The following is a 20,523-nucleotide window of genomic DNA, read 5'->3' as shown; positions in this document are numbered from 1 at the left end:
TATCTGCGGGAGCACTAGCCAATCCGCCGACCGAGCAGGCCCTGCGGGCGCAAGGTGAGAGTGATCACCATGAGGGCTGCGACAACGAACAGAGCAAGCTGAGGGAAGAAGTACACGGTGAATGAGTAGGCGACCCCGTAGACGAGCGAACCCACAAGCGTGCCGGCCAGTGAGCCAAGCCCACCGATCACCACGATGATGAACAGTACGATAATGATCTCGGAGTCCATGCCTGGAACCACCGACACCAGAGGCGCCATCAGCGCACCCGACAAGCCGGCGAGGAAGGCCCCCAGCGCGAAGACGCCGGTCTGAATCCAGCGCACGTTCTTGCCGAGCATCAGCAGCATTTCTCGATCCTGCGACGCGGCGCGGATCAGCTCCCCGATGCGGGTGCGGTGCAGGAGGAACCACAGACCGAGCACGATGGCGAACCCCACGCCAATGAGCAGCAGGTTGTAGTGGGAAAGCGTCGCACCAGCGAGTTCGAAGGATCCGGACAGAATCGCCGGTCGCATCACGGATTGCTGGTTGACTCCCCACACCATCCGGACGCAGTCGGCCAGCACCAAGACCAGCGAATAGGTGAAGAGCAGCTGAAACAGCTCCTCCTTGCCGTACAGACGTGAGATGAGCCAGCGTTCTAGAGCTGCACCGATCACCCCCACCGCGACTGATGCGATGAACAACGCGGCCACGAAGCCGATGCCCGACGCGCCAAGCAGCCGCGCCAGCGAGGCGAGCAGGAAAGCGCCCAGCATGAACAGGCTGCCATGAGCGAAGTTGAGAATCCCCATCACACCGAAGATGAGCGACAGGCCCGAGGCCGTGACGAACAGCGTCATGGCCGTCGTCAGTCCACTGACCAGCTGTGCTGGAACAAAAGAGAGGTCCATGGCTGCGCTCCCGGATCCGGCCTGCTAGTCCATCAGGCCGCCGACGGCGATGCTGCGGATGTTGGTGAGAACCGGGATCTCCGAGCCAGCGACCTTGGCTGCTTGGCCCCATAGATGCGCGCGATCGGCCTGCTGATCCTTGGCACGCATCGTGATCGGCCCTTGCGGCGAAGCGATGGTCAATCCCTTCATCGCCGCTGAAACCTTCACGGCATCGACCGAGTTGGCCTTCTTGATCGCCTCGACCAGAAACTGCATGGAGATATAGCCCTGGATGACCCATGAAGAGGGAACGGCCTGCTTGGTGACTTCGCGCACGCGAGCGAGGTATGCCTTGTGCGCAGGCGATGACTCCCAGTTGTCGGCGTCGTAGGTATTACCCCAAATCCCCACCGGATATTCGTCGCGCAGCGCTTTCAACATCTCCACGGATCCCGCCTCACCGACGGCTACCAGACGAGGCCCGAGTTGCTTGAAGTAGCCAAGCGCGTTAGCCTGTTTGGCGAAAGCATCGAAGTTGCCGCAACAAATTACCGAGAACACCGCCTCCGGCTTCGCGGCAAGTTGTGCGGTGACGAAGGCCGTGTAGTCGGACTCGTTGAGCTTGGGCCATTGTTGATCCACGATCTGCACGTCAGGCACCAGCTTGCGCAGATGCGCGGCAAAGGCCGTCACCGCGTCACGGCCATACGCAAAGTCTGGAGCGATGGTCGCTACTCGCTTGACTTTCATCGAGGCGACGATCTCCGCGGCCACTCGGCCCTCGGTGGTCGTGTTTCCGGACGTGCGGAAGATGTACGGATGCAGCTGATCCGGCGCAGTCAGGCGGTCGGTCTTGGGTCCCGGAACGATCGTAACGATCTCGTTCTCTTTTGCGACCTGCGAGATCGCCGTTCCCTCGGCCGAAGTAAAGGTGCCGACGAGAAAATCCACCTTGTCGCGCAGGATCAGCTCCCGGGCCACCCGCACGGCTTCTTCGGGGCGGGACTTCGTGTCGCGTGGCACGAGTTCGATCTTGCGGCCAAGTACCCCACCGCTGGCGTTCACCTGATCTGCGTACAGGCGCGCACCATCCAGGATAGGGGCGCCGAACTGGGCACCCGCTCCGGAAAGAATCATTGGGACGCCGACCTTGATGGGTTGGGCGGAGACTTGCGCTGTAGCAGCGGACAGCGCGCCTGCTACCAAGAACAGGGACCTCAGAGATTTCGCGAGCATGTCTTCTCCAGCGTTTTCGCCGAATGCCACAAGTGGAGAGGCCCATCCTCTCCGCATCAGCAATCGAGCGCGGCGTCGCAGTATGTTGGTCGGTACAGGCTGCGCGCAATGTGAATCTGCGCAATGACACATGCAGCAAACGGCTAAGCGATACAGCGCCAGCTCAGAGCAAGAGGGAGCCTGTTTGGATCTTGCGCTTAGGTCCTGGCCCGATCGGGCGATCGATAGCCCGATTCACCCGCACTCACGAGGCGTCGCAGCCAACGGCGTGGAAAATGACCGATGGCTTCAAGGACTATATCGACACGATGCTCAAGGCGATCGTCGGAATTCCTTCGGCCAGGCCTTTCCGCGCACGATGTCATACACGTAGTTGCGAATCGTCTGCGACCCGCGCGCCTGCGTTACGCGAGCCTTGGCGTTCGGGTCGATGAGGGCCTCTCGGGTTGCCCAGAAGCGGCTTCCCATCAAGACCCCGTCGGCACCAAGCATCAATGCAGCCGCCAGGCCCCGTCCGTCTGCGATACCTCCGGCCCCTTCACTGCAAGGTAGTCAGTGACTTCGGGGATGAAGGTCATCGTGGTTCTCCGGTCGCGTCCTCGCGCTCGGCCTTCGAAAACACAGCGATCAATGACGCTGCCCAGGGTGAGCGCAGGCCACCGCTACGCTTTGAAGGTTCTGCTCAGCAGAATGCTTGCAGCTAATTTAGAATTGCCCTAGACTCCCGGCCATCGACACACGAGAGACAAGCGCATGAAGCGATACCAGCTGTTCATCAACAACGAATGGATCGACCCGGCCTCCGGTGCCTGGTTCGAATCGACCGAGCCCTACTCGGGAAAAGCGTGGGCCGATGTTCCAAGGGGCGGGGTGGCGGATGTCGAACTCGCGGTACGCGCTGCGCATGAAGCGCTTGAAGCACCCGCTTGGAGTGATCTGACGGCAACGCAGCGCGGCGCCTTGCTGCGCAAGCTTGCCGACCTGGTGAGCCAGAACGTCGAGGTTCTGGCAGAGACCGAGCAGCGCGACAACGGCAAGCTCATCGCAGAGGTCAGCGGACAAGTCCAGAACGTTGCGCAGTGGTTCCACTATTACGCGGGCCTGGCAGACAAGGTCCAGGGCGCGGTGGTGCCAATCAACAAGACCGGCGTGTTCAACTACGTCAAGCACGAACCCCTTGGTGTGGTCGCGGCGATCACACCGTGGAACTCTCCGCTCGCCCTGACGGTATGGAAGATCGCCCCGGCGCTTGCAGCGGGCAACACCATGGTGATCAAGCCTTCGGAGTACACGTCGAGCTCGTTGTTGGAGCTGGCTGCCTTGGTGAAGTTGGCGGGCTTCCCGCCTGGCGTCTTCAACGTCATTACCGGCTTCGGCGCTGAAGTTGGGGAGCCGCTCGTGAGCCACCCCCTGGTTGCCAAGGTGGCCTTCACCGGAGGCGACGCTGCCGGCCAGAAGATCAACGAGATTGCCGCCAGGGATTTCAAGAAAGTCACCCTCGAACTCGGAGGCAAGTCCGCCAACATCGTGTTTGACGACGCGGACCTGGGCCAGGCCGTGATGGGCGCGGTGGCTGGCATCTTCGGCGCGGCCGGGCAGACCTGCATGGCCGGCTCGCGGCTTCTGGTACAGCGCGGCATTCACGACCGCTTCGTTGCGATGCTCATCGATGTGGCAAGCAAAGCCATCGTGGGCGATCCGGCAAAGATGGAAACTCAGGTTGGGCCCATCGCTACAAAAGTCCAGTTCCAGAAAATCCTGGACTACATCGAGATCGCCAAGGATGGCGGTGCCAAGTGCGTGCTCGGCGGCCATGCGCTCACTGGCGAAGGCTACGGACAAGGCCAGTTCGTGGCGCCCACCATCTTCACCGGCGTCACCAATGACATGCGCATTGCGCAGGAAGAAGTCTTCGGGCCCGTGCTCTCGGTGATTCCTTTCGACGACGAGGCCGATGCGCTGCGCATCGCCAACGACACCCAGTTTGGTCTAGCTGCCGGCGTATGGACGCAGAGCCTGCATCGCGCGTTCCACATGTCAGACCGGTTGAAGGCCGGCACGGTGTGGGTCAACAATTACCGCGCCACCAGTTTCACCACGCCCTTCGGAGGCTACAAGCGCAGCGGCATCGGGCGCGAGGGCGGCGTCGACGCGATCAAGGAATACCTGCAAAGCAAGAGCGTCTGGATCACCACACAACCGTCACGCACCAACGCGTTCGTGCTCGGCTGAACCCCAACTCGGCGCCAGCGCGCCACCCCCGGAGACAACATGAATTCAAAGATGGAAACCGACCTGCTGATCGTCGGCTGCGGCGTAGCGGGCCTCTCGGCCGCGGTCACTGCCCTGGAAGCGGGCCTCAAGGTCGTCAACCTCGAGCGCTCGGAGGAAGAGCACTTCGGCGGCAACTCGCGCTGGACCGAAGCCTACATGCGCATGAAGAACGACTGGGAAGTCTCGGACGACTTCGAAGGGCATTTCGCTCACAACGCTGGCTGGAACATCGATCCCAACGTGCTCAACGCATTGATGGACGACGCGGCGCTTCAGCCGGCATTCGCGAAAGCGCATTCGCTGCCCGATCCGGAAGTGATCTCGATCTTCGCACAGTCGGTGCCATCGACGCTGGCGTGGCTGAAGGAACTGGGAATGAAGTTCGGACCCCAGCCAATCTATCTGTTGACTCAGAACACCACGCGCATCGCTGCAATGGGCGGAGGATTGGCACTGATAGAAACCCTGCGCGCGAAGGCACTCGCGCTGGGTGGCGAGATTCGATATCGGACCACTGCGATCGACCTGGTGCGCGGGGAGGAGGGCGCAGTGAATGGCGTCGTCGCGATCCGTCCCGACGGCGTGCGCGAGGTGCTGCGCGCCAAGAGGGTGCTGCTCGCCAGCGGCGGCTTCCAGGGCAACCCCGAGATGATGACCCGCTACGTAGGACTTCGCAGCAAGCACATCCGCCCTGTGGCCCTCGGGGGCTACTACAACAAGGGCGAAGGCATTCAAATGGCGCTGGATGCCGGCGCGGCGCCCGCCGGCGAGTACGGTTCGTACCATGCGGAGCCGGTGGACCCACGCTCGAAGATGGCCGAAGCGGTGGTCTTCATCTATCCCTACGGCATCCTGGTCGACAAGCACGGACACCGTTTCACCGACGAGGCCCCTGGCACGGTGGATGCCCACTACGACAACATCTCACGCTGCATTGCCGATCAGCCCGACGGCATCAGCTACGTGATCTTCGACGCGAAGGTCGAGGACATCCCGCGCTGGCGAACCAGCATCCGCTCCGATCAGCCGTCCATCAGCGCGCCCACGCTGGAGGCATTGGCCGCCCAGATCGGCGTGCCCGCGGACAGCCTCGAGCGCACCGTGCACGAGTTCAATGCGGCCTGTCCGAAAGACCAGGGCGACTTCGATCCCCTGCACGTCGACCACCGCGGCACCACCGGTCTGGCGGTGCGCAAGAGCCACTGGTCGCGGCCGATCGACAAAGGTCCGTTCCAGGCCTACCCGATCATTTCCACCAACTGCTTCACCTTCGGTGGCCTCAAGGTCAACAGCGACGCGCAGGTGCTCGACCAGGACGGCCGGGTCATCGCGGGGCTGTATGCCGCAGGCGAAACCATGGGCATCTATCACCAGGTCTACACAGGCTCGACCTCGGTGCTGCGAGGCCTGGTCTTCGGCCGCCGCGCGGGCCAGCATGCCGCGGCCGCGCAGCCGGCCTGAGCTGCGCAACGGCGCGCGCACCCACTTGCAAAAAACCAACGGAGACAAAACATGGACCGTCGTTCCTTTCTCACCGTCGCGGGCAGCGCCGCGACCGGCTCTTTGATGCTGCCGCGCTTCGCCATCGCACAGGCCAGGCCTTTCAGCTACTACAGCGTCAACGCCTTCTCAGGCAACTTCGCAACCAGCGGCAAGTACAGCGATCTTGGCGTGCGCGCGGCTGTCACAGCCTTCGGCAACGGGTTGGGCCGGCCCATCGATTACCGCAAGATCGACAGCGAAGGGAACCCCGCCATCGCGGTGCGCAAGGTGCAGCAGGCCATCGACCAGGACAAGGCGCGCCACTTCGGCAGCGCCGCGCTGTCGAACGAGGCCCTCGCCATCATGAAGGAGATCGACAAGAACAGGGGCGTCTACATCACCTATGTCGGTGCCGACGAAGTCACCGGCAAGGACTGCAATCGCTCCACTTTCCGCTGGGGTCTGCCGACCTACGGCGCGGTCAACACGGTGATGCGGCCCCTGATACAGCAGAACCCCAAGTGGAAGAAGGTCTACACCATCACCGGCCAATACGTGTTCGGCGAGGCGCTGCTGCGCAACGCGAAGGCGGTGATGCAGGAAACGAAGCTGGAACACGTGGGCAACAGCTACCACTCGCTGGCCGAAAAGGAGTTCTCGGGCTACCTCGGTAACGCCATGGGGTCCGGCGCCGACGTGCTGGTGGTATTGAACTTCGGCGCCAACACGCTCGACCTGCTGCGCCAGGCCGCGACCTTCGGCCTCAAGCAGCGCATGGCGGTGGTGGTCGTGTGGTTTTCGGGACTCGACACCTTCCAGGCTCTCGGCGCGGACGTGACCGACGGCATGTACTTCGGGTTGCAGTACTGGCATACGCTGGACACCCCCGCGAACAGGGATTTCGTGCGGGTCTACAAGGGTGAGTTCAAGGAGAATCCGCGTTTCTACTCGGCCGCCGACTACCAGGTTGCCACGCTGATGTTCGACGCCGCCAAGCGCGCCGGCAGCGACGAGCCCGCCGCGATCGTGAAGGCGCTGGAAGGCCACAGCTACCAGGGCCTCACCGGCGACGAGCAGATCCGCCCCTTCGATCACCAGGTGTCCAAGAACTACCTGCTGGTGCGGGGCAAGAAGAAAGCGGCGATGAAAGACGCGGACGACTACGCCGACATCCTGTCCGCATCGCGCGCGCTGGTTCCCCAGGCCGAGTCCGATTGCAAGCTGGTGTGAGCGGGCCATGAACATCTACCTGTTCCAGGCGCTCAATGGGCTCGGAGTCGGCATGGTCTACTTCCTGCTGTCCGTGGGCCTGAGCATCATCTTCGGGCTGCTCGGCTTCGTGAACTTTGCGCATGGTGCACTGTTCCTGATCGGGGCGTACACCGCGATGTTCGTCACCGCCCAGACCGGCAGCTTCATGCTCGGCCTTGCGGCGTCGTTCGCGGCTGTGGCCGTCATGGGAGTGGTGGCGGAGCGCTGGCTCCTGCGGCGCACCTATCGCATGCCGCACGAGTCACAGATCCTCATCACGGTCGGCCTGACATTCATCCTGACCGAAGGCGTGGTGATGATCTTCGGGCCCGAGTCGCAGCAGGTGCCCATGCCCGACATGCTCGCCGGCGTGTTCATGCTCGGTGCCTACCCGGTCCCGGTCTACCGCATCTTCATCTTCGGGGTCTGCGCAGTGGTTGGGCTGGGGCTGTGGTTTCTCTTCGAGCGCACGCTGTTCGGTGCTCGGGTTCGCGCGGGCAACGAATCGTCCGAGATGCTCAACCTGCTCGGAATCAGGGTCAGCAGGGTCTATGCCTTGACCTTCGCATTGGGAACAGGGTTGGCCGGACTGGCGGGAGGCCTCGCCGCACCGCTGCGCGGCGCCGATCCCTCGATGGGTGCGGAGGCGATCGTGATCGCTTTCGTCGTCGTTGTCCTCGGCGGCATCGGCAGCTTCAGCGGGCCCTTGGTGGGCGGACTGATCATCGGCGTCACGCAAAGCATGATGAGCGCGATCTGGCCCGAGGGCGCACGCCTGGCCATCTTTATCGTCATGGCGGCCATCCTTCTCGTCATGCCCAAAGGGTTGTTCGGCCGTGCTTGAAAAGATCAAACAATCTTCCGGCCTGTTCTGCCTGGCGCTGGCTGCCTTTGTGCTGACCGTGCCGCTGGTGATGGGCTCGACGGCCACGGCCGGCGTGGTGCTGGTGTTCGCGATTGCGGCGGCCGCCTGCAACCTGTTGCTGGGCTACGCTGGCCTGTTGAGCTTCGCGCAGGGCAGCTTCTTCGGCGTGGGCTCCTATGCCATCGGCATGGTGCTGAAGGCGGCACCGGGCGCGGGCATGGCGGCGCTGCTCGTGTGCATCGTGGCCGGCATGATCGTGGCCCTGGCGATCGGCATGCTGAGCATTCGCCAGCGCGGCATCTATTTCGTGATGATCACGCTTGCGATGGCGCAGCTCGCATACTTTGCCGCGCTGTCGTTCCCCCAGCTCACCGGCGGCGAGAACGGATTGCTAGACATTCCGCGCCCCGCCACGGGCCTCGAGGACATCGTCGGCGAAGGCGCTGGCCAATATGCGTTGATCTCTGTGGTTTTCGTGCTTGCAATTGCGTTCTTGCGCCTCGTGGTGCGCTCGCCATTCGGCCGCGCACTCGATGCGGTGCGCGAGAACGAGGTGCGCGCGCAGACCGCCGGCTACGACGTTCAGAAGCTCAAGCTGCTGGCTTTCTGCCTTTCCGGGGGCATCACCGCGCTGGCGGGCGCGCTCTATGCTCTGCAGCTGCGCTCGGCCCCGCTTTCCAACATTGACCTCATGACGTCCGAGACTATCCTCATCATGGCGATCCTCGGCGGACGCCGGTCGCTTCTTGGCGCGGCCTTCGGCGCGCTCGCCATGACCTTGATGGCCGAGCAGCTGTCTCAGTGGTGGCCGCGCTGGCAGATGATCGTCGGCTTTGTGCTGATTGCCGTGGTGCTGTTCGCGCCACGCGTGCTCGGCGGTGTCGGGGTGAATTGGCGGGCTCGACGAAGCGCGCGCGCGGGAGATCACGCATGACCGCGGGCAACCCCTTCCTCAGCGCACGCGGGCTTGGGCTCGACTATGGCCGCTTCACGGCGGTCGGAAAGATCGACCTTGAGCTGGGCACGACCGGCCTGCACTCGCTGATTGGCCCGAACGGCGCGGGCAAGACCTCGTTCTTCAACATCGTGAGCGGCCGTCTGCCGGCCAGCCGCGGCAGCTTGATCTTCGAGGGGCGGGACATCACGCGCTCCGGAGCGCATCGGCGAGCCCGGCTCGGCATGGCGCGGAGTTTCCAGGTGACGAGCCTGTTCGGTGAAAGCAGCGTGCTGCACAACCTGCAGATGGCGGCGATGGGCGTCGAGCCGTCGAGGTCTTTCAGGTTCTGGAGAAACTGGACGCGCGAGACGCAAAGGCTCGACGTTGCCATGGATGTGCTGCGCGAGCTGGAACTGACGCGCCATGCTGCGACACCGGTCGCCGCACTCGCGCACGGCGTGCAGCGCGTGGTGGAGATCGGCATGTGCCTTGCCGCTCGACCGCGCCTGCTGTTGCTGGACGAGCCGTTGGCCGGACTCGGCCTTGCGGACGTGCCACGCATTTCCGAACTCCTGCAGCGACTCAAGGCCCGCTATTCGGTGTTGCTGGTCGAGCACAACATGCGCGTGGTCATGGGGATCAGCGATCGCATCACCGTCATGTTCCAGGGCAACGTCATCGCTGAAGGTGCCCCGGCGGCAATCCGCGAGGACGCTCAGGTGCGCCGGGTCTATCTGGGGAGCCAGCCATGAGCGAAGCCATCCTTGTGCTGGAGGATGTGAATGCTTCCTACGGCAAGAGCCACGTGCTGCATGGCGTGTCGATGCAGGTGAATGCGGGCGAGATCGTGAGCGTGCTCGGGCGCAACGGCATGGGCAAGACGACGACGATGCGCACGATCGTCGGGCTGCTGCGTGCGCATGCCGGCTCGGTGCGCTTCGAAGGCGTCGACCTCGTCGGCATGGCGGTCGACGACATCGTGCGCCGCGGCATCTCGCTGGTGCCCGCACACCGTGGCATCTTCACCTTGCTGTCGGTGCAGGAGAACCTGCAGATCGCACAGAGAAAGCACGCGGCATGGACGTTGGAGCGCGTCTACGACGAGTTTCCGCGTCTGCGCGAGCGTCGCCGCAACCTAGGGGGTGCGCTCTCCGGCGGCGAGCAGCAGATGCTCGCCATCGCGCGGGCGCTGGTGCAGGGCCCCAGGCTGCTGTTGCTCGACGAACCGACGGAAGGCCTCGCGCCCGTGATCGTGGACGAGCTCACGGAACTGATTCGCGGCGTTGGCGCATCGGGCATCTCGATCGTGCTTGTGGAGCAGAGCTTTGCAGTCTGCCGCGCGCTTGCCCGGCGGCACTACATTCTCGAGGAAGGCGTTGTTGTCTACGAAGGCCGCACCGGAGATCTCGATGCCGATGCCTCGGTGCTCGAACGGTTCCTGGGCCTGGACGTCGACGCGCATTGAGAGTGTTCAAGGCGCGCGTGGTGTCCGGGAGGGTCGCGCTAAACTCGGTCGATCTTCTTCTGGGTGGCATTCGATGGCTGATGATTCCGGGGTGAGCGCGGTGGAACGAGCGTTGAGCCTGCTCGACGCCTTCAACGAGTTGGACTATGCGTTGACGCTCGCCGATCTTGCGCGCCGTACGGGGCTCTACAAGAGCACGATCCTGCGGTTGGCCGAGTCGCTGCAGCGCATGGGCTATCTGAAGCGCCTGGCCGACGGCTCTTTTCAGTTGGGTGCCGCGCCACTGCGGCTCGGCGCGATCTACCAGCGGCAGTGTCGCACCTCGGAACATGTGCCCGAGGTACTGCGCGAAGTGGTCGAGGCCACCTACGAGTGCGCATCGTTCTATATCCGGGACGGTGAGCACGCGGTGTGTCTCCATCGGGTCGACTCGGCCCGCATGATCCGGGATGCCATCCGCGAAGGGGACCGCTTGCCAATCGACAAGGGCGCCGCCCCGCAGGTGCTTCTGGCTTTCGGTGAGAAAAAGACCGGAAAGAAATATGACCGCGTCCGCGCCGAAATGTGTTGTGCTTCGTTCGGCGAGTACGACGCGGAGATCGCGGCCTTGTCGGTGCCGGTGCTGAGCGTGAATCGGCAGTTGGTAGGTGCGCTGACGATCTCCGGACCGCGCTATCGCTTCGAGAACGTTGATCAGGTGCCGATGCTTCAGGCGCTTTTCGCTGGTGCGCGGAAGCTGACCGACCTTTTCGGTGGCGACGCCAAGTGGTTCGATGCCGTCTCGTAGCGGCGTAGCGCTGCGCGTCTACCCGTGGGGTCTCTGAGAGTACAAGTGAAATGGCCCCGTCGAGTTTCAAACAGGTTGTCCAATGTGAGGGGCCTGCTCAGCCCACACGCTCGCTGTCGAACCATGGCAGCAGGCCGATCTCGGGGACATACACAATGTGAACCTGGGAAATTGAGCGTGCATAGGCGCAATCCTGTGTGCGTTTTTGCCGAGGTGGGGCATGGGTGGCTGCCTTGTGTTCCGATACATTGAAGCACCTGATCTGCGGAAGACTTCTCCCCATGCCTCAAGACATCAGCACCAAACTGATCCACCACGACTACATCCCGCCTGCCGGCTACCACGCGGTTCCTCCGGGCGTATTCAAGGGGTCTACAGTCTTGTTTTCGAGCGCGGCAACGGTGCGCGAACGTGCCAAGGCATTCGGTCACCGTGACGGGTACAGTTACGGGCTCTATGGCACGCCTACGACGTATACCCTGGAACAGCGTCTGTGTACGCTCGAAGGCGGTCGACATTGCCTGCTCTGCCCGAGCGGGCAGGCAGCCATTGCCGCGGTCAACCTCGGCTTGCTGTCGAGCGGTGACGAGGTGCTCCTGCCCACCAACGTCTATGGACCCTCGCTGCGCCATGCGCGAATGACGCTCTCGCAGCTGGGCATCACGCATCAGTGCTACGACCCCATGGACGTCGCTGACCTCCAGGCCAAGCTGAGCGTTCGCAGCAGGCTCGTCTGGGTCGAGGCGCCAGGGTCGATCACCATGGAATTTCCGGACCTTCGCACCTTGGCGGCAACGGCCAAGAACGCGGGCGCGTTGGTCGCGCTCGACAACACCTGGGGTGCAGGCATCGCGTTCGCCCCCTTCGAGATGGGCGTGGACATCAGTGTCCACGCGCTGACAAAGTATCCTTCAGGCGGTGCCGATGTCTTGATGGGCTCGATCATCACGAACGACGACAGTCTGCATGACAAGATCCGCATCGCCTATCTGGACCTGGGCATGGGCGTGGGTGCCAACGATGCAGAACTGGTGCTGCGGGGCTTGGCATCCATCAAGGCCCGCTACAACCTGCACGACGCCACGGCGCGAGCACTCGCCTCGTGGTTGGCCAAGCAAGAGGGAATTCGCCGGGTCCTGCACCCAGCGTTGGAATCATGCCGCGGGCACGAATACTGGGTGACACACTGCAGCGCGGCCGCCGGCCTCTTCTCGGTGCTCATCGATGAGTCCCGTACTCCCGCACAAGTCGATGCCTTCTGCGATCGTCTTCAATTGTTCGGGATTGGACTGTCCTGGGGCGGGCCCATGAGTCTGGTCATGCCCTATGACATGGGAAGCATCCGCAGCAGCAAGCAGAGTTATGCCGGACATCTGCTGCGCTTTTCGATCGGCCTGGAGAGCGCTGACGATCTGCGAGAGGATCTGGCCCAGGCCTTGGCTGGGGCATTGGCTGCATAGTCACAAGCAAGCGCAGGCCGCAAGCACCTTCTCTTCTAATGATCGAGTGATGCGCGATGGAGAGCAAGTGGCGCGAGTGGGTCAGCGAAGCCGATGAGGTCGAAAGATCTCGAGGTCGAGGGGCATTGAGTTGCTGTCCTCCCGCTCAGCGCGGCGTACAGGGAAGTCGGCACCAAGAGGCTTCTCATGTAGCGGTGGACCATTGCGGCTGCGCTCAGGCAGGCAGTCCTGCCCAGAAATCGGTAAGCAGACTCGCAAAGGCATAGGGCTGCTCCACTGCACTCAAATGTGCTGCGCTAACAAAACGCAGCTGCGCGCCCGGGATGTGCCGGGCAATTCCTTCCGACATCACCGGTGGTGTCGCCTCGTCGCTACTACCGGCGATCACCAGTGTGGGGCACACGATGCTGCCGTTGCTCTTGTCGAGGTCGATACTGGACACCGCCCCGCACGCCGCAGCATAGGACTCAGGGGAAGTGGTTCCCAGAACGGCTCGCAAAGCAGTCACGTGAGCCTCGTCATGTTGATGAAATTCCGTCGTAAACCAGCGCTGCATGACACCTGCGGCAATCGACCGGACACCGTGAGCCAGCACCATGGTGACACGGGCCTGCCACATGGCGCGTGCGGCATCGTCGTAGCTGCTGGCCGAGTTGGCAATCACCAGACTGCGTACCAGTTGTGGGTGTCGAGCGCCCAGCGACTGGGCCGTCATGCCGCCCATCGAAAGACCGACGAAATGCACTGGCCCCACCGCTCGGCTGCGGATCAACTCGGCCGCGTCATCGGCCAGGTCCTCGATGGTGTATGTACCGGCGCTGGCCGGACTGCGACCATGGCCCCGGTGGTCGTATCGCAGCACGGTGTAGCGGTCTTCCAGCGCGATGGCGACGTCGTTCCACATGGTCAGATCACAACCCAGGGCATGGCTCAGGACCACGAGCGGGCCTTGCCCTTGTTGCACAAAATTCAGCCGGGGCATAACGCGTTCGAGCAAAGGGCGATCAGTCGAGCGTGGCGCCAGATACTTTCACCCGTTCAGCCTCCACTTTGAAGTCTTGTGCCAGAAAGTTCTTGTACTCCACGGGCGTGGAGCCGATAGCCACATAAGAATAGGCGTCGATCTGAGTCCTGCGGAATTCGGGGTCCATCAGAACCTTGCGAACGTCGTTGGCGATTTTTTCGATCACGGCCGAGGGCGTTCCCGCGGGCGCCACGAACCCGATGTTGAAAGCACCATTGATGTCTTTCACGCCCGCTTCCTTGAACGTTGGCACTTCCGGCAAGGCAACACTGCGGTTGTCGCCGGAAATTGCCAGCGCCTTCAGCTTGCCCGATTTGACGTGCTGCTCGACGACTGAGACACCGAGGATCGCCGAGTCGACCTGACCCGAAATGATATCGGGGATCAGTGGTGCTGCGCCTTTGTAGGGGATGTGGACCATTTCCAGATTCTCTTGTTTCGCAAACATTGCCAGGGGGAGATGGACAATGCCGCCAGCGCCGGAAGAACCATAGCTCATCGGTGTTTTGGCGTTATGCGCCAGTTGCACAAACTCTTTCAGGGTATTGGCCTTCGAGTTTTGAGGTACCAAAAATACCATAGGCACGGTGATCAACCGAGAGATGGGCGCAAAGTCCTTTTCAGCGTTATATGGCAATTTTTTGTACAGGTGCGGGTTCATGGTCAGGGCCGCCTCCGTTGCCGCAAACAAGGTGTAGCCGTCGGGCGGGCTCTTGGCGACGAAATCGGCACCAATAATCTCATTGGCCCCTGTTTTGTTGAGAATCAGTACTGGTTGTCCCCAATCCTTGGTCAGTTGATTGCCCAAGGCCCGAGACAGATTGTCCACAGGGCCGCCCGGGGCGTAAGGCACCACGATGGTCACCGGCTTGGTAGGGAAAGTCTGGGCCACGACGCCGTGCGAAGCAGCAGCAATGACAAGCGTCAGTGCAATTCTGAAAAGATTTTTCATACAAATTGTGTGAATTGGGATCAGATGACAGAGGCGAGAAGATAGGTTGACTTTTTGTCCTCGAATATGGCACTAGAGATGATGCACCTTGCTTTGAAGCGCATGAAGATACCCCCATGTGAACTGACTGCTCGGAACGATATCGCGCTCCCAGCCTGGCGCGATAGGACGAATGCGCGCCTGAATTTGGACGATTGCGACATCGTCGGATACAGCGGCGGAGCCTTCATGTTGTCGCGGCTTGGCAGTCCTATCGAGGCCATCACGCTCGGGCGAAACTATCGGCTATTGGTCGGCCCGGCAACCTGCGGTTTGGAGTGATGGCAGCGAGCTATGTTGCCCCGCAGGCGAGCATGGGTCGATGTTCCTGATTAATAGCCAAGGATTATTCTCAATGAAACTATATTGGTCATCGACATCTCCATTCGTCAGGAAAGTCATCGTAAGYGCCCACGAGCTGGGGCTGCGCGACAGGTTGGAGACGATCCCGACTCGCGTCGCACCGAACAAGCCCGACTTGGCTCTGTTGCCATATAACCCCCTTGGGCAACTCCCGACGCTCGTCCTGGATGACGGGTCCGCACTCTACGACAGTCTCGTCATCATCGAGTACCTCGATCACATGGCAGGTGGTGCCAAGCTCATTCCGTTGTCGCCGGAAGAGCGAATTGAGGAGCTTCGACTGCACGCGTTGTGCAATGGCTTTCTCGACCTGCTGGTGCAATGGCGCATCGAATCGATGAAGGACACCAAGCAGATTGCGCTTATCAATGCGTTCAACTTGAAGTCGAGCATGATATGGGCAAGACTGGAGGCGGCAGCCGAGCGCGTCGCGCAACGGCCTTTCGGGTTGTCGTCAATTACGCTGGCCATCATTGCTGAATACGCCGACTTCCGGTTTCCGCGGCTCGGCTGGCGAGAAAAATACCCGGCACTCTCTAGCTGGCACCGATCCATGCAGTCACGGCCCTCTTTGGCTTCTTCCAGATTTTTCGATAGCTCGAATCCTCAGTAACCAGMAAATTAGGAGACAAAATGTCAAARCYCGAGCGCAAACTGATCCCGACGCMTGAAGGCCAGGTTGAACTTCTGGTCGAAGGTGAGGGCCCCCGTATCGTCTTGCTCCCCTCRCTAGCGAGAGGAGCTACTGATTTCGATGAAATTGCTCCGTTRATTGCTGCKGCTGGCTTCCGTGTCTTGCGACCTCAGCCACGCGGCATAGGCGMGAGCCGGGGGCCGACCGATGGCATCACCTTGATCGATCTTGCCGCCGAYGTTGTYGCTGCGATCGAAGCTGATTGTGCGCCGGGRAAGCCYGAAGCATTGTGTGTSGTSGGYCACGCRTTCGGCAACTGGGTYGCGCGGGTTCTCGCCCATCATTGGCCTTCGATGACCAAGTCCGTCGCGCTTCTCGCAGCCATYATTGGCAGCACGATCTCGCCCGAGCTCCTGATTTCCGTCAATGTCGTATCCGACAATGCCAAGCCGGATGAAGATCGCCTATTTTATTTGGAGCGCGACTTCTTCGCYCCRGGGCATGATGCTTCCGTATGGTTGAGCGGGTGGCATACGGAGGTCTCCAAATTCCAGYTGGCAGCGACGAACGCAACGGCCGACAGCAGTTGGACCGAAGTTGGCAAAAATCTTCCGGTGCTCTATGTGGCGCCTGAATTCGACAAGATTGCACCGGTACCCGAAGAAGACTTCCTGCGAGATCGTGTTGGCCACCTGACGACGATGGAGATCATTCATGGCTCCGGCCACGCGCTTCTTCCGGAGAAGGTCTCCGAGGCAGCGGCTGTACTTGTCTCGTTCGCGCAGTCGATCATGCGCGGCGAAGGCCGACGTGCCTGAAATACCTAGAACGCGTAGTTCAAAGAGCCAGCTTCTTTTTGGCTAAAGATCTTCCCAGCTCCGCGTTTCACGCGGAGTCTTTTCCTCCAGCTCAATTTTTCAGGAGAATTCCATGAGCATTCAACGCATCGAACCGGGCGCCCGCATGAGCAACGCCGTCGTTCACGGCAACACCGTCTATCTCGCCGGCCGGGTCGGCGAAGGCGAGAGCGTCACTGACCAGTGCAAGAGCGCGCTCGCCCAGGTCGACAACCTGCTCGCTGCCGTCGGCAGTCACAAGTCGAAGATCCTACAGACGATCATCTATCTCTCGGATATCGCCAATTTCGGCGAAATGAACGCCGTCTGGGAAGCCTGGATCGATCCGGCCAACCCGCCGGCCCGCGCCACCAGCGAAGCCAAGCTCACTACCCCGAAATACAAGGTCGAGTTCATCGTCACGGCTGCGATCTGATCGCTCCGACCGGAAAGCTGGCCCTCTGAAAGGCCGGCGATCGAGACCACGTATCGTTTGATCGGGAGAGATCGATGATCTGCTCCCCTTCATCCCGCAGCAGCTTGCTTTGGCAGCGGCGATAGTCGACTGGGAGCTGCCGGACTTTTGAAGCGAGGCAGAGCATTCGTTGGAGGTGGTCTGTCGCTAGTGGATTATTGACTCGGTCAAGCCGCCATCGGATCTATCTTGCTTGAAGAACCAGCTACCGAGTGAGCCAGGTTTGCGTAAACTGACTTTCGCGATCGCGACAAGTCAAGATCCTGGTCGCTCTTCACGATTCTTTCGCAGAGAGAAACCCATTGCGGTGACATGACGTCATCCACGCTAACCCTTGATTGTCTTGCCTGTGATGGGGTCGTCGCAAATTGACTTCGGAAACATCGATTGAAGTGAGAGCTATCAGAGAATCCGGTGATTGTCGCGATTTCAGTTATCGATTTGGAGCTATTCAAAAGAAGCCAATATCCATAGGCGAGCCGAAGTTGGCGGCAATATTGCTGAATTGGTTGCTTCATTTCCTGCTGGAAAAGCCGTTCGATCTGCCGCTTGGAAATCCCCAAAGAAGATGCGAGAGACTCAACCTTCATTGGTTCCTGTCCAAGATTTCTTTCGATAATCTTGAGCGCCCGAAGTACTCTCGCATCGAGTGGATTTTCTCTTGTCTCGAAGTTTTTCTCAGTTTCAGTGGGCGAGGTCGAAAGCTCTTGCGGCGCGGGAATATCGGCCCCGATAGCGGAATAATGACGTTCCAATAGCCATGATCCGAGTTCCAGCGCAGCAAGGCCTCCCGCACAGCTGACTCGCCTGCCACTCACCATCAAGTTAACGCCTGAGACTTGCTGCACCTCCGCAAAGCGGATATCTCGATCAGCGCCACGATACCAATCTGTCGCGCAGGGCAATCTATCGAAAAATCCGGCGTCGATCAACACGAACAGCCCCGATCCTGTTCCGATCAGAGTCGCGCTATTCAAATCGGCGTTCGTCAGTGCTTCCAGAATCGATCTGCGGTCTTCAACAGGAGCCGCTGTCTTCCCGCCTATCACGAAAACGTAATTGCAATCACGAGCAGCTTGCAGGGGCGCGGTCGGGGGTATCTGGATGCCGCAGGTCGTTTGAGCTGGCTTTTGCCCTAGAACGACATATTCAAAATCGACTCCGACCGCGGCTGCCGGGTCGGTGCAATGCTTCAAGATATAGACGAGGGCAGAGTACGAAAACATCGTGAAGCCCGGAAGGAGGATGAAGCCGACCTTCACCCGCCGCCGCACCAGCTTGGCGGTTTCGGCCTTCACACCAAAAGCCGGCATCATGATGGAATCTCCTGCCACAAGGTCGCTCATCCTAGCAGTTAGAGTATGTCCGCGCACAAATTGGATGCTCATGCCACTTGTTGGATAGAAGGTAAGCGGTGGCGGTCTTGTCGGGGGGCAGCACCCCATCGCGTGCCGGTAGTGCAGCAGGAGATCGTCGTTATGGCCGATCATGTGCGCGGGCAGACGCTGCAGGACGTCCTCGCGGCACAGGGTCCATGCTGTGCCTTTCATCCGGTGGGAATTCGCCGCAGGCTGACGAGTTGCGGTAAACGGCGCGCTCAGCGTCGCGGGAGCGCTGGCGCGGCCGCCGCCAAGTCCCAGAACAGGCCGGTCATCAGCTGCAGTGCCTCGCGCGCCACCGGTGCCAGCATGTGCTCGTCGGGTGCGTGCTGCTGGCAGGCCGCGTAGCTGTGCGGCACCCACACGGTGGGCAGGCCCAGGATGTCGGCAAACACATCATTGGGCAGGCTGCCGCCCAGATTGGGCAGTAGCACGGGCTTCTTGCCGGTGCTCTGCTCGATGCTGCCCAGCGTGAAGCGCACCCAGGCGTTGTCCGGGTCCAGCCGGGTGGCGTGCATGACCTCGGGTTCGCTGACTTCGATGCCTTCGAAGCCGTGCGCCGACAGGTGCTGCTGCACCACGTCACGCAGGCGGCTCACGTCGGTGCCGACGACAAAGCGCATGTGCATGAAGGCTTGTGCTGCCGGCGGGATGGCGTTGACCGGGAAGTCCGGGTTGCCGGTTTTGTAGGCCAGCACTTCCAGTGTGTTCCAAGCGATCACCCGTTCGGCCGGAGTCAGTCCGGGTTCGCCCCATCCGGGGTCGACTTCGGGGTCCCCGGCGTCACCACCAAACTTTAGGCCCTGCAGCGCCGTGCGCACGTTGTTCGGGATGGGCGGCGGGCGCAAGCCCTGGACACGGATCACCCCGTGGGCGTCCACCATGCTCGCAATGGCATTGGCCAGCACCGTGCCGGGGTTGCGCAGCAGGCCGCCCCAATTGCCGCTGTGGTGCCCACCGCCGCCGCGCAGGTTGAGTGTCAGGCTGAAGTTCGCCACACCGCGCGAGCCCAGGAAGACGGTGGGCTGGTCGCGGCCCACGCGCGGGCCGTCGCTGGCGATCAGCACATCAGCGGCCAGCAGTTCCTGGTGCGCAGCGCAGAACGCGGCCAAGCCTGGCGAGCCGGTTTCTTCGCCGGTTTCCAGCAGCCACTTGACGTTGAAGCCCAACTGGCCGCGCAGCGCCAGCACGGTGGCCAGCGCGGCGATGTTGATGCTGTGCTGGCCCTTATTGTCGGCCGTGCCCCGGCCGTACAGGCGCTCACCATCTACCGCCAGCGTCCACGGTCCCTGGCCGCAAGTCCAACTCTTTTCCTGGCCACGGATGACGTCGCCGTGGCCGTACATCAGTACTGTGGGCAGGTCATCGCCTTCATGGCGGCTGGCCACCAGGAGCGGCCCGTAGGCGGGCTCGGGATTGGGGTGGATGCCGAAGCTAAAGCCCAGGCTGGCCAATGACGGGCCGATCTCGTCGTGCAGGTAGGAGGCCAGGGCCGGCCCGGAATCTGGCTCCTGGCTGGCGGTGCGGAAGGCGACACGGCGCGACAGGTCGCGCACGAAATCGCCGCTATCGAAGTGGCCGGCAGCCTGGGCCAGTGCCGCTTCGCGCGTCATGCGGTCTCCTGCAGGGCTTCCCGAGGGAGGCCGGCCTTGTTGGGGGGTACACCCCCGACCGCGGAGAAGGTGCACTTTGGCAGGAAACGCATGAAGATACTCCGATGTGAACCGACCAACGATATCGGCTCCCAATCTGGCGCAATAGGACGAATGCGCGCCTGAATTTGGACGATTGCGACATCGTCGGATACGGCGGCGGAGCCTTCATGTTGTCGCGGCTTGGCAGTCCTATCGAGGCCATCACGCTCGGGCGAAACTATCGGCTATTGGTCGGCCCGGCAACCTGCGGTTTGGAGTGATGGCAGCGAGCTATGTTGCCCCGCAGGCGAGCATGGGTCGATGTTCCTGATTAATAGCCAAGGATTATTCTCAATGAAACTATATTGGTCATCGACATCTCCATTCGTCAGGAAAGTCATCGTAAGCGCCCACGAGCTGGGGCTGCGCGACAGGTTGGAGACGATCCCGACTCGCGTCGCACCGAACAAGCCCGACTTGGCTCTGTTGCCATATAACCCCCTTGGGCAACTCCCGACGCTCGTCCTGGATGACGGGTCCGCACTCTACGAC

At 61.6% G+C, this 20,523-nt stretch carries 20 protein-coding genes and 1 pseudogene; 14 read left to right on the top strand and 7 right to left on the bottom strand.

From position 1 onward, the window contains the following. Positions 1–14: 14 nt before the first annotated feature. Positions 15–896, bottom strand: coding sequence for a branched-chain amino acid ABC transporter permease (locus AC1DYD_RS17510; protein ID WP_478174020.1), 882 nt, complete (start codon positions 894–896; stop codon positions 15–17). A gap of 24 nt (positions 897–920) precedes the next feature. Next, positions 921–2,114, bottom strand: coding sequence for an ABC transporter substrate-binding protein (locus AC1DYD_RS17505; protein ID WP_478174019.1), 1,194 nt, complete (start codon positions 2,112–2,114; stop codon positions 921–923). 224 nt (positions 2,115–2,338) lie between these two features. Between AC1DYD_RS17505 and AC1DYD_RS17500 the strand changes: the two are divergent. After that, positions 2,339–2,446, top strand: a pseudogene (locus tag AC1DYD_RS17500) (FMN-binding negative transcriptional regulator); the annotation flags it as partial. Here AC1DYD_RS17500 and AC1DYD_RS17495 read toward each other — a convergent pair. Further along, positions 2,427–2,606, bottom strand: a complete 180-nt coding sequence (locus AC1DYD_RS17495; protein WP_478174018.1) for a hypothetical protein — start codon at positions 2,604–2,606, stop codon at positions 2,427–2,429. The pseudogene AC1DYD_RS17500 and the gene AC1DYD_RS17495 overlap by 20 nt on opposite strands. A gap of 261 nt (positions 2,607–2,867) precedes the next feature. On the opposite strand from AC1DYD_RS17495, the gene AC1DYD_RS17490 reads away from it, so the two are divergent. The 9 genes from AC1DYD_RS17490 (at position 2,868) to AC1DYD_RS17450 (ending at position 12,635) form a co-directional block, all read left to right on the top strand. After that, the gene (locus AC1DYD_RS17490; protein WP_478174017.1) at positions 2,868–4,346 is read left to right on the top strand and encodes an aldehyde dehydrogenase; all 1,479 of its coding nucleotides are present in this window, start codon (positions 2,868–2,870) and stop codon (positions 4,344–4,346) included. A gap of 39 nt (positions 4,347–4,385) precedes the next feature. Continuing rightward, complete coding sequence (locus AC1DYD_RS17485; RefSeq protein WP_478174016.1) at positions 4,386–5,849, top strand: FAD-dependent oxidoreductase; 1,464 nt, start codon at positions 4,386–4,388, stop codon at positions 5,847–5,849. 51 nt (positions 5,850–5,900) lie between these two features. Beyond that, on the top strand, positions 5,901–7,100 hold the full coding sequence (locus AC1DYD_RS17480; RefSeq protein ID WP_478174015.1) for an ABC transporter substrate-binding protein: 1,200 nt from the start codon (positions 5,901–5,903) through the stop codon (positions 7,098–7,100). A gap of 7 nt (positions 7,101–7,107) precedes the next feature. Then, a complete protein-coding gene (locus tag AC1DYD_RS17475; RefSeq protein ID WP_478174014.1) occupies positions 7,108–7,965 on the top strand; it encodes a branched-chain amino acid ABC transporter permease in 858 nt (285 codons plus the stop codon). 49 nt (positions 7,966–8,014) lie between these two features. Further along, a complete protein-coding gene (locus tag AC1DYD_RS17470; protein WP_478174013.1) occupies positions 8,015–8,920 on the top strand; it encodes a branched-chain amino acid ABC transporter permease in 906 nt (301 codons plus the stop codon). Then, the gene (locus AC1DYD_RS17465; RefSeq protein WP_478174012.1) at positions 8,917–9,675 is read left to right on the top strand and encodes an ABC transporter ATP-binding protein; all 759 of its coding nucleotides are present in this window, start codon (positions 8,917–8,919) and stop codon (positions 9,673–9,675) included. Before AC1DYD_RS17470 ends, AC1DYD_RS17465 begins: the two co-directional genes overlap by 4 nt. Next, positions 9,672–10,388 carry an ABC transporter ATP-binding protein gene (locus AC1DYD_RS17460; RefSeq protein ID WP_478174011.1) on the top strand — a complete coding sequence of 239 codons (717 nt, stop codon included), beginning with the start codon at positions 9,672–9,674 and terminating at the stop codon, positions 10,386–10,388. Before AC1DYD_RS17465 ends, AC1DYD_RS17460 begins: the two co-directional genes overlap by 4 nt. 73 nt (positions 10,389–10,461) lie before the next feature. Continuing rightward, a complete protein-coding gene (locus AC1DYD_RS17455) occupies positions 10,462–11,175 on the top strand; it encodes an IclR family transcriptional regulator (protein WP_478174010.1) in 714 nt (237 codons plus the stop codon). Positions 11,176–11,456: 281 nt separating this feature from the next. Beyond that, positions 11,457–12,635, top strand: coding sequence for a PLP-dependent transferase (locus AC1DYD_RS17450; RefSeq protein ID WP_478174009.1), 1,179 nt, complete (start codon positions 11,457–11,459; stop codon positions 12,633–12,635). Positions 12,636–12,849: 214 nt separating this feature from the next. Here AC1DYD_RS17450 and pcaD read toward each other — a convergent pair whose 3' ends face one another. Beyond that, positions 12,850–13,617 carry a 3-oxoadipate enol-lactonase gene (gene pcaD, locus AC1DYD_RS17445; RefSeq protein WP_478174108.1) on the bottom strand — a complete coding sequence of 256 codons (768 nt, stop codon included), beginning with the start codon at positions 13,615–13,617 and terminating at the stop codon, positions 12,850–12,852. A gap of 22 nt (positions 13,618–13,639) precedes the next feature. Continuing rightward, positions 13,640–14,611, bottom strand: a complete 972-nt coding sequence (locus AC1DYD_RS17440) for a Bug family tripartite tricarboxylate transporter substrate binding protein (protein WP_478174008.1) — start codon at positions 14,609–14,611, stop codon at positions 13,640–13,642. Between the two features lie 394 nt (positions 14,612–15,005). Here AC1DYD_RS17440 and AC1DYD_RS17435 point away from each other — a divergent pair, with 394 nt between their 5' ends. The 3 genes from AC1DYD_RS17435 to AC1DYD_RS17425 all read left to right on the top strand — a co-directional run bounded on the left by AC1DYD_RS17435 (position 15,006) and on the right by AC1DYD_RS17425 (position 16,919). Beyond that, complete coding sequence (locus AC1DYD_RS17435) at positions 15,006–15,626, top strand: glutathione S-transferase (RefSeq protein WP_478174007.1); 621 nt, start codon at positions 15,006–15,008, stop codon at positions 15,624–15,626. A 20-nt stretch (positions 15,627–15,646) separates the two neighbouring features. Further along, positions 15,647–16,465 carry an alpha/beta fold hydrolase gene (locus AC1DYD_RS17430; protein WP_478174006.1) on the top strand — a complete coding sequence of 273 codons (819 nt, stop codon included), beginning with the start codon at positions 15,647–15,649 and terminating at the stop codon, positions 16,463–16,465. A gap of 112 nt (positions 16,466–16,577) precedes the next feature. Then, positions 16,578–16,919 (top strand): RidA family protein, encoded by a 342-nt coding sequence (locus AC1DYD_RS17425; protein ID WP_478174005.1) that lies wholly within the window; start codon positions 16,578–16,580, stop codon positions 16,917–16,919. Positions 16,920–17,125: 206 nt separating this feature from the next. Here the strand turns inward: AC1DYD_RS17425 and AC1DYD_RS17420 are convergent, their stop codons facing one another. Then, positions 17,126–18,508, bottom strand: coding sequence for a GlxA family transcriptional regulator (locus AC1DYD_RS17420; protein WP_478174004.1), 1,383 nt, complete (start codon positions 18,506–18,508; stop codon positions 17,126–17,128). Positions 18,509–18,555: 47 nt separating this feature from the next. Continuing rightward, the gene (locus AC1DYD_RS17415) at positions 18,556–19,950 is read right to left on the bottom strand and encodes a M20 family metallopeptidase (protein ID WP_478174003.1); all 1,395 of its coding nucleotides are present in this window, start codon (positions 19,948–19,950) and stop codon (positions 18,556–18,558) included. Between the two features lie 342 nt (positions 19,951–20,292). On the opposite strand from AC1DYD_RS17415, the gene AC1DYD_RS17410 reads away from it, so the two are divergent. Further along, positions 20,293–20,523: glutathione S-transferase N-terminal domain-containing protein (locus tag AC1DYD_RS17410; RefSeq protein ID WP_478174002.1), on the top strand; the 231-nt coding region annotated here is incomplete at its 3' end.

The organism is Variovorax sp. P4_B11 (assembly GCF_056402355.1).
This window is presented reverse-complemented; position numbering and strand designations above follow the sequence as displayed.

Excerpts from the sequence above, each read along its gene's own strand:
- AC1DYD_RS17510 (WP_478174020.1), bottom strand. The coding sequence starts at position 896 with ATGGACCTCTCTTTTGTTCCAGCACAGCTGGTCAGTGGACTGACGACG.
- AC1DYD_RS17485 (WP_478174016.1), top strand. The coding sequence starts at position 4,386 with ATGAATTCAAAGATGGAAACCGACCTGCTGATCGTCGGCTGCGGCGTA.
- AC1DYD_RS17490 (WP_478174017.1), top strand. The coding sequence starts at position 2,868 with ATGAAGCGATACCAGCTGTTCATCAACAACGAATGGATCGACCCGGCC.
- AC1DYD_RS17450 (WP_478174009.1), top strand. The coding sequence starts at position 11,457 with ATGCCTCAAGACATCAGCACCAAACTGATCCACCACGACTACATCCCG.
- AC1DYD_RS17480 (WP_478174015.1), top strand. The coding sequence starts at position 5,901 with ATGGACCGTCGTTCCTTTCTCACCGTCGCGGGCAGCGCCGCGACCGGC.
- AC1DYD_RS17495 (WP_478174018.1), bottom strand. The coding sequence starts at position 2,606 with ATGCTTGGTGCCGACGGGGTCTTGATGGGAAGCCGCTTCTGGGCAACC.
- AC1DYD_RS17465 (WP_478174012.1), top strand. The coding sequence starts at position 8,917 with ATGACCGCGGGCAACCCCTTCCTCAGCGCACGCGGGCTTGGGCTCGAC.
- AC1DYD_RS17505 (WP_478174019.1), bottom strand. The coding sequence starts at position 2,114 with ATGCTCGCGAAATCTCTGAGGTCCCTGTTCTTGGTAGCAGGCGCGCTG.
- AC1DYD_RS17475 (WP_478174014.1), top strand. The coding sequence starts at position 7,108 with ATGAACATCTACCTGTTCCAGGCGCTCAATGGGCTCGGAGTCGGCATG.
- AC1DYD_RS17455 (WP_478174010.1), top strand. The coding sequence starts at position 10,462 with ATGGCTGATGATTCCGGGGTGAGCGCGGTGGAACGAGCGTTGAGCCTG.
- pcaD (WP_478174108.1), bottom strand. The coding sequence starts at position 13,617 with ATGCCCCGGCTGAATTTTGTGCAACAAGGGCAAGGCCCGCTCGTGGTC.
- AC1DYD_RS17460 (WP_478174011.1), top strand. The coding sequence starts at position 9,672 with ATGAGCGAAGCCATCCTTGTGCTGGAGGATGTGAATGCTTCCTACGGC.
- AC1DYD_RS17420 (WP_478174004.1), bottom strand. The coding sequence starts at position 18,508 with ATGAAAGGCACAGCATGGACCCTGTGCCGCGAGGACGTCCTGCAGCGT.
- AC1DYD_RS17415 (WP_478174003.1), bottom strand. The coding sequence starts at position 19,950 with ATGACGCGCGAAGCGGCACTGGCCCAGGCTGCCGGCCACTTCGATAGC.
- AC1DYD_RS17425 (WP_478174005.1), top strand. The coding sequence starts at position 16,578 with ATGAGCATTCAACGCATCGAACCGGGCGCCCGCATGAGCAACGCCGTC.
- AC1DYD_RS17440 (WP_478174008.1), bottom strand. The coding sequence starts at position 14,611 with ATGAAAAATCTTTTCAGAATTGCACTGACGCTTGTCATTGCTGCTGCT.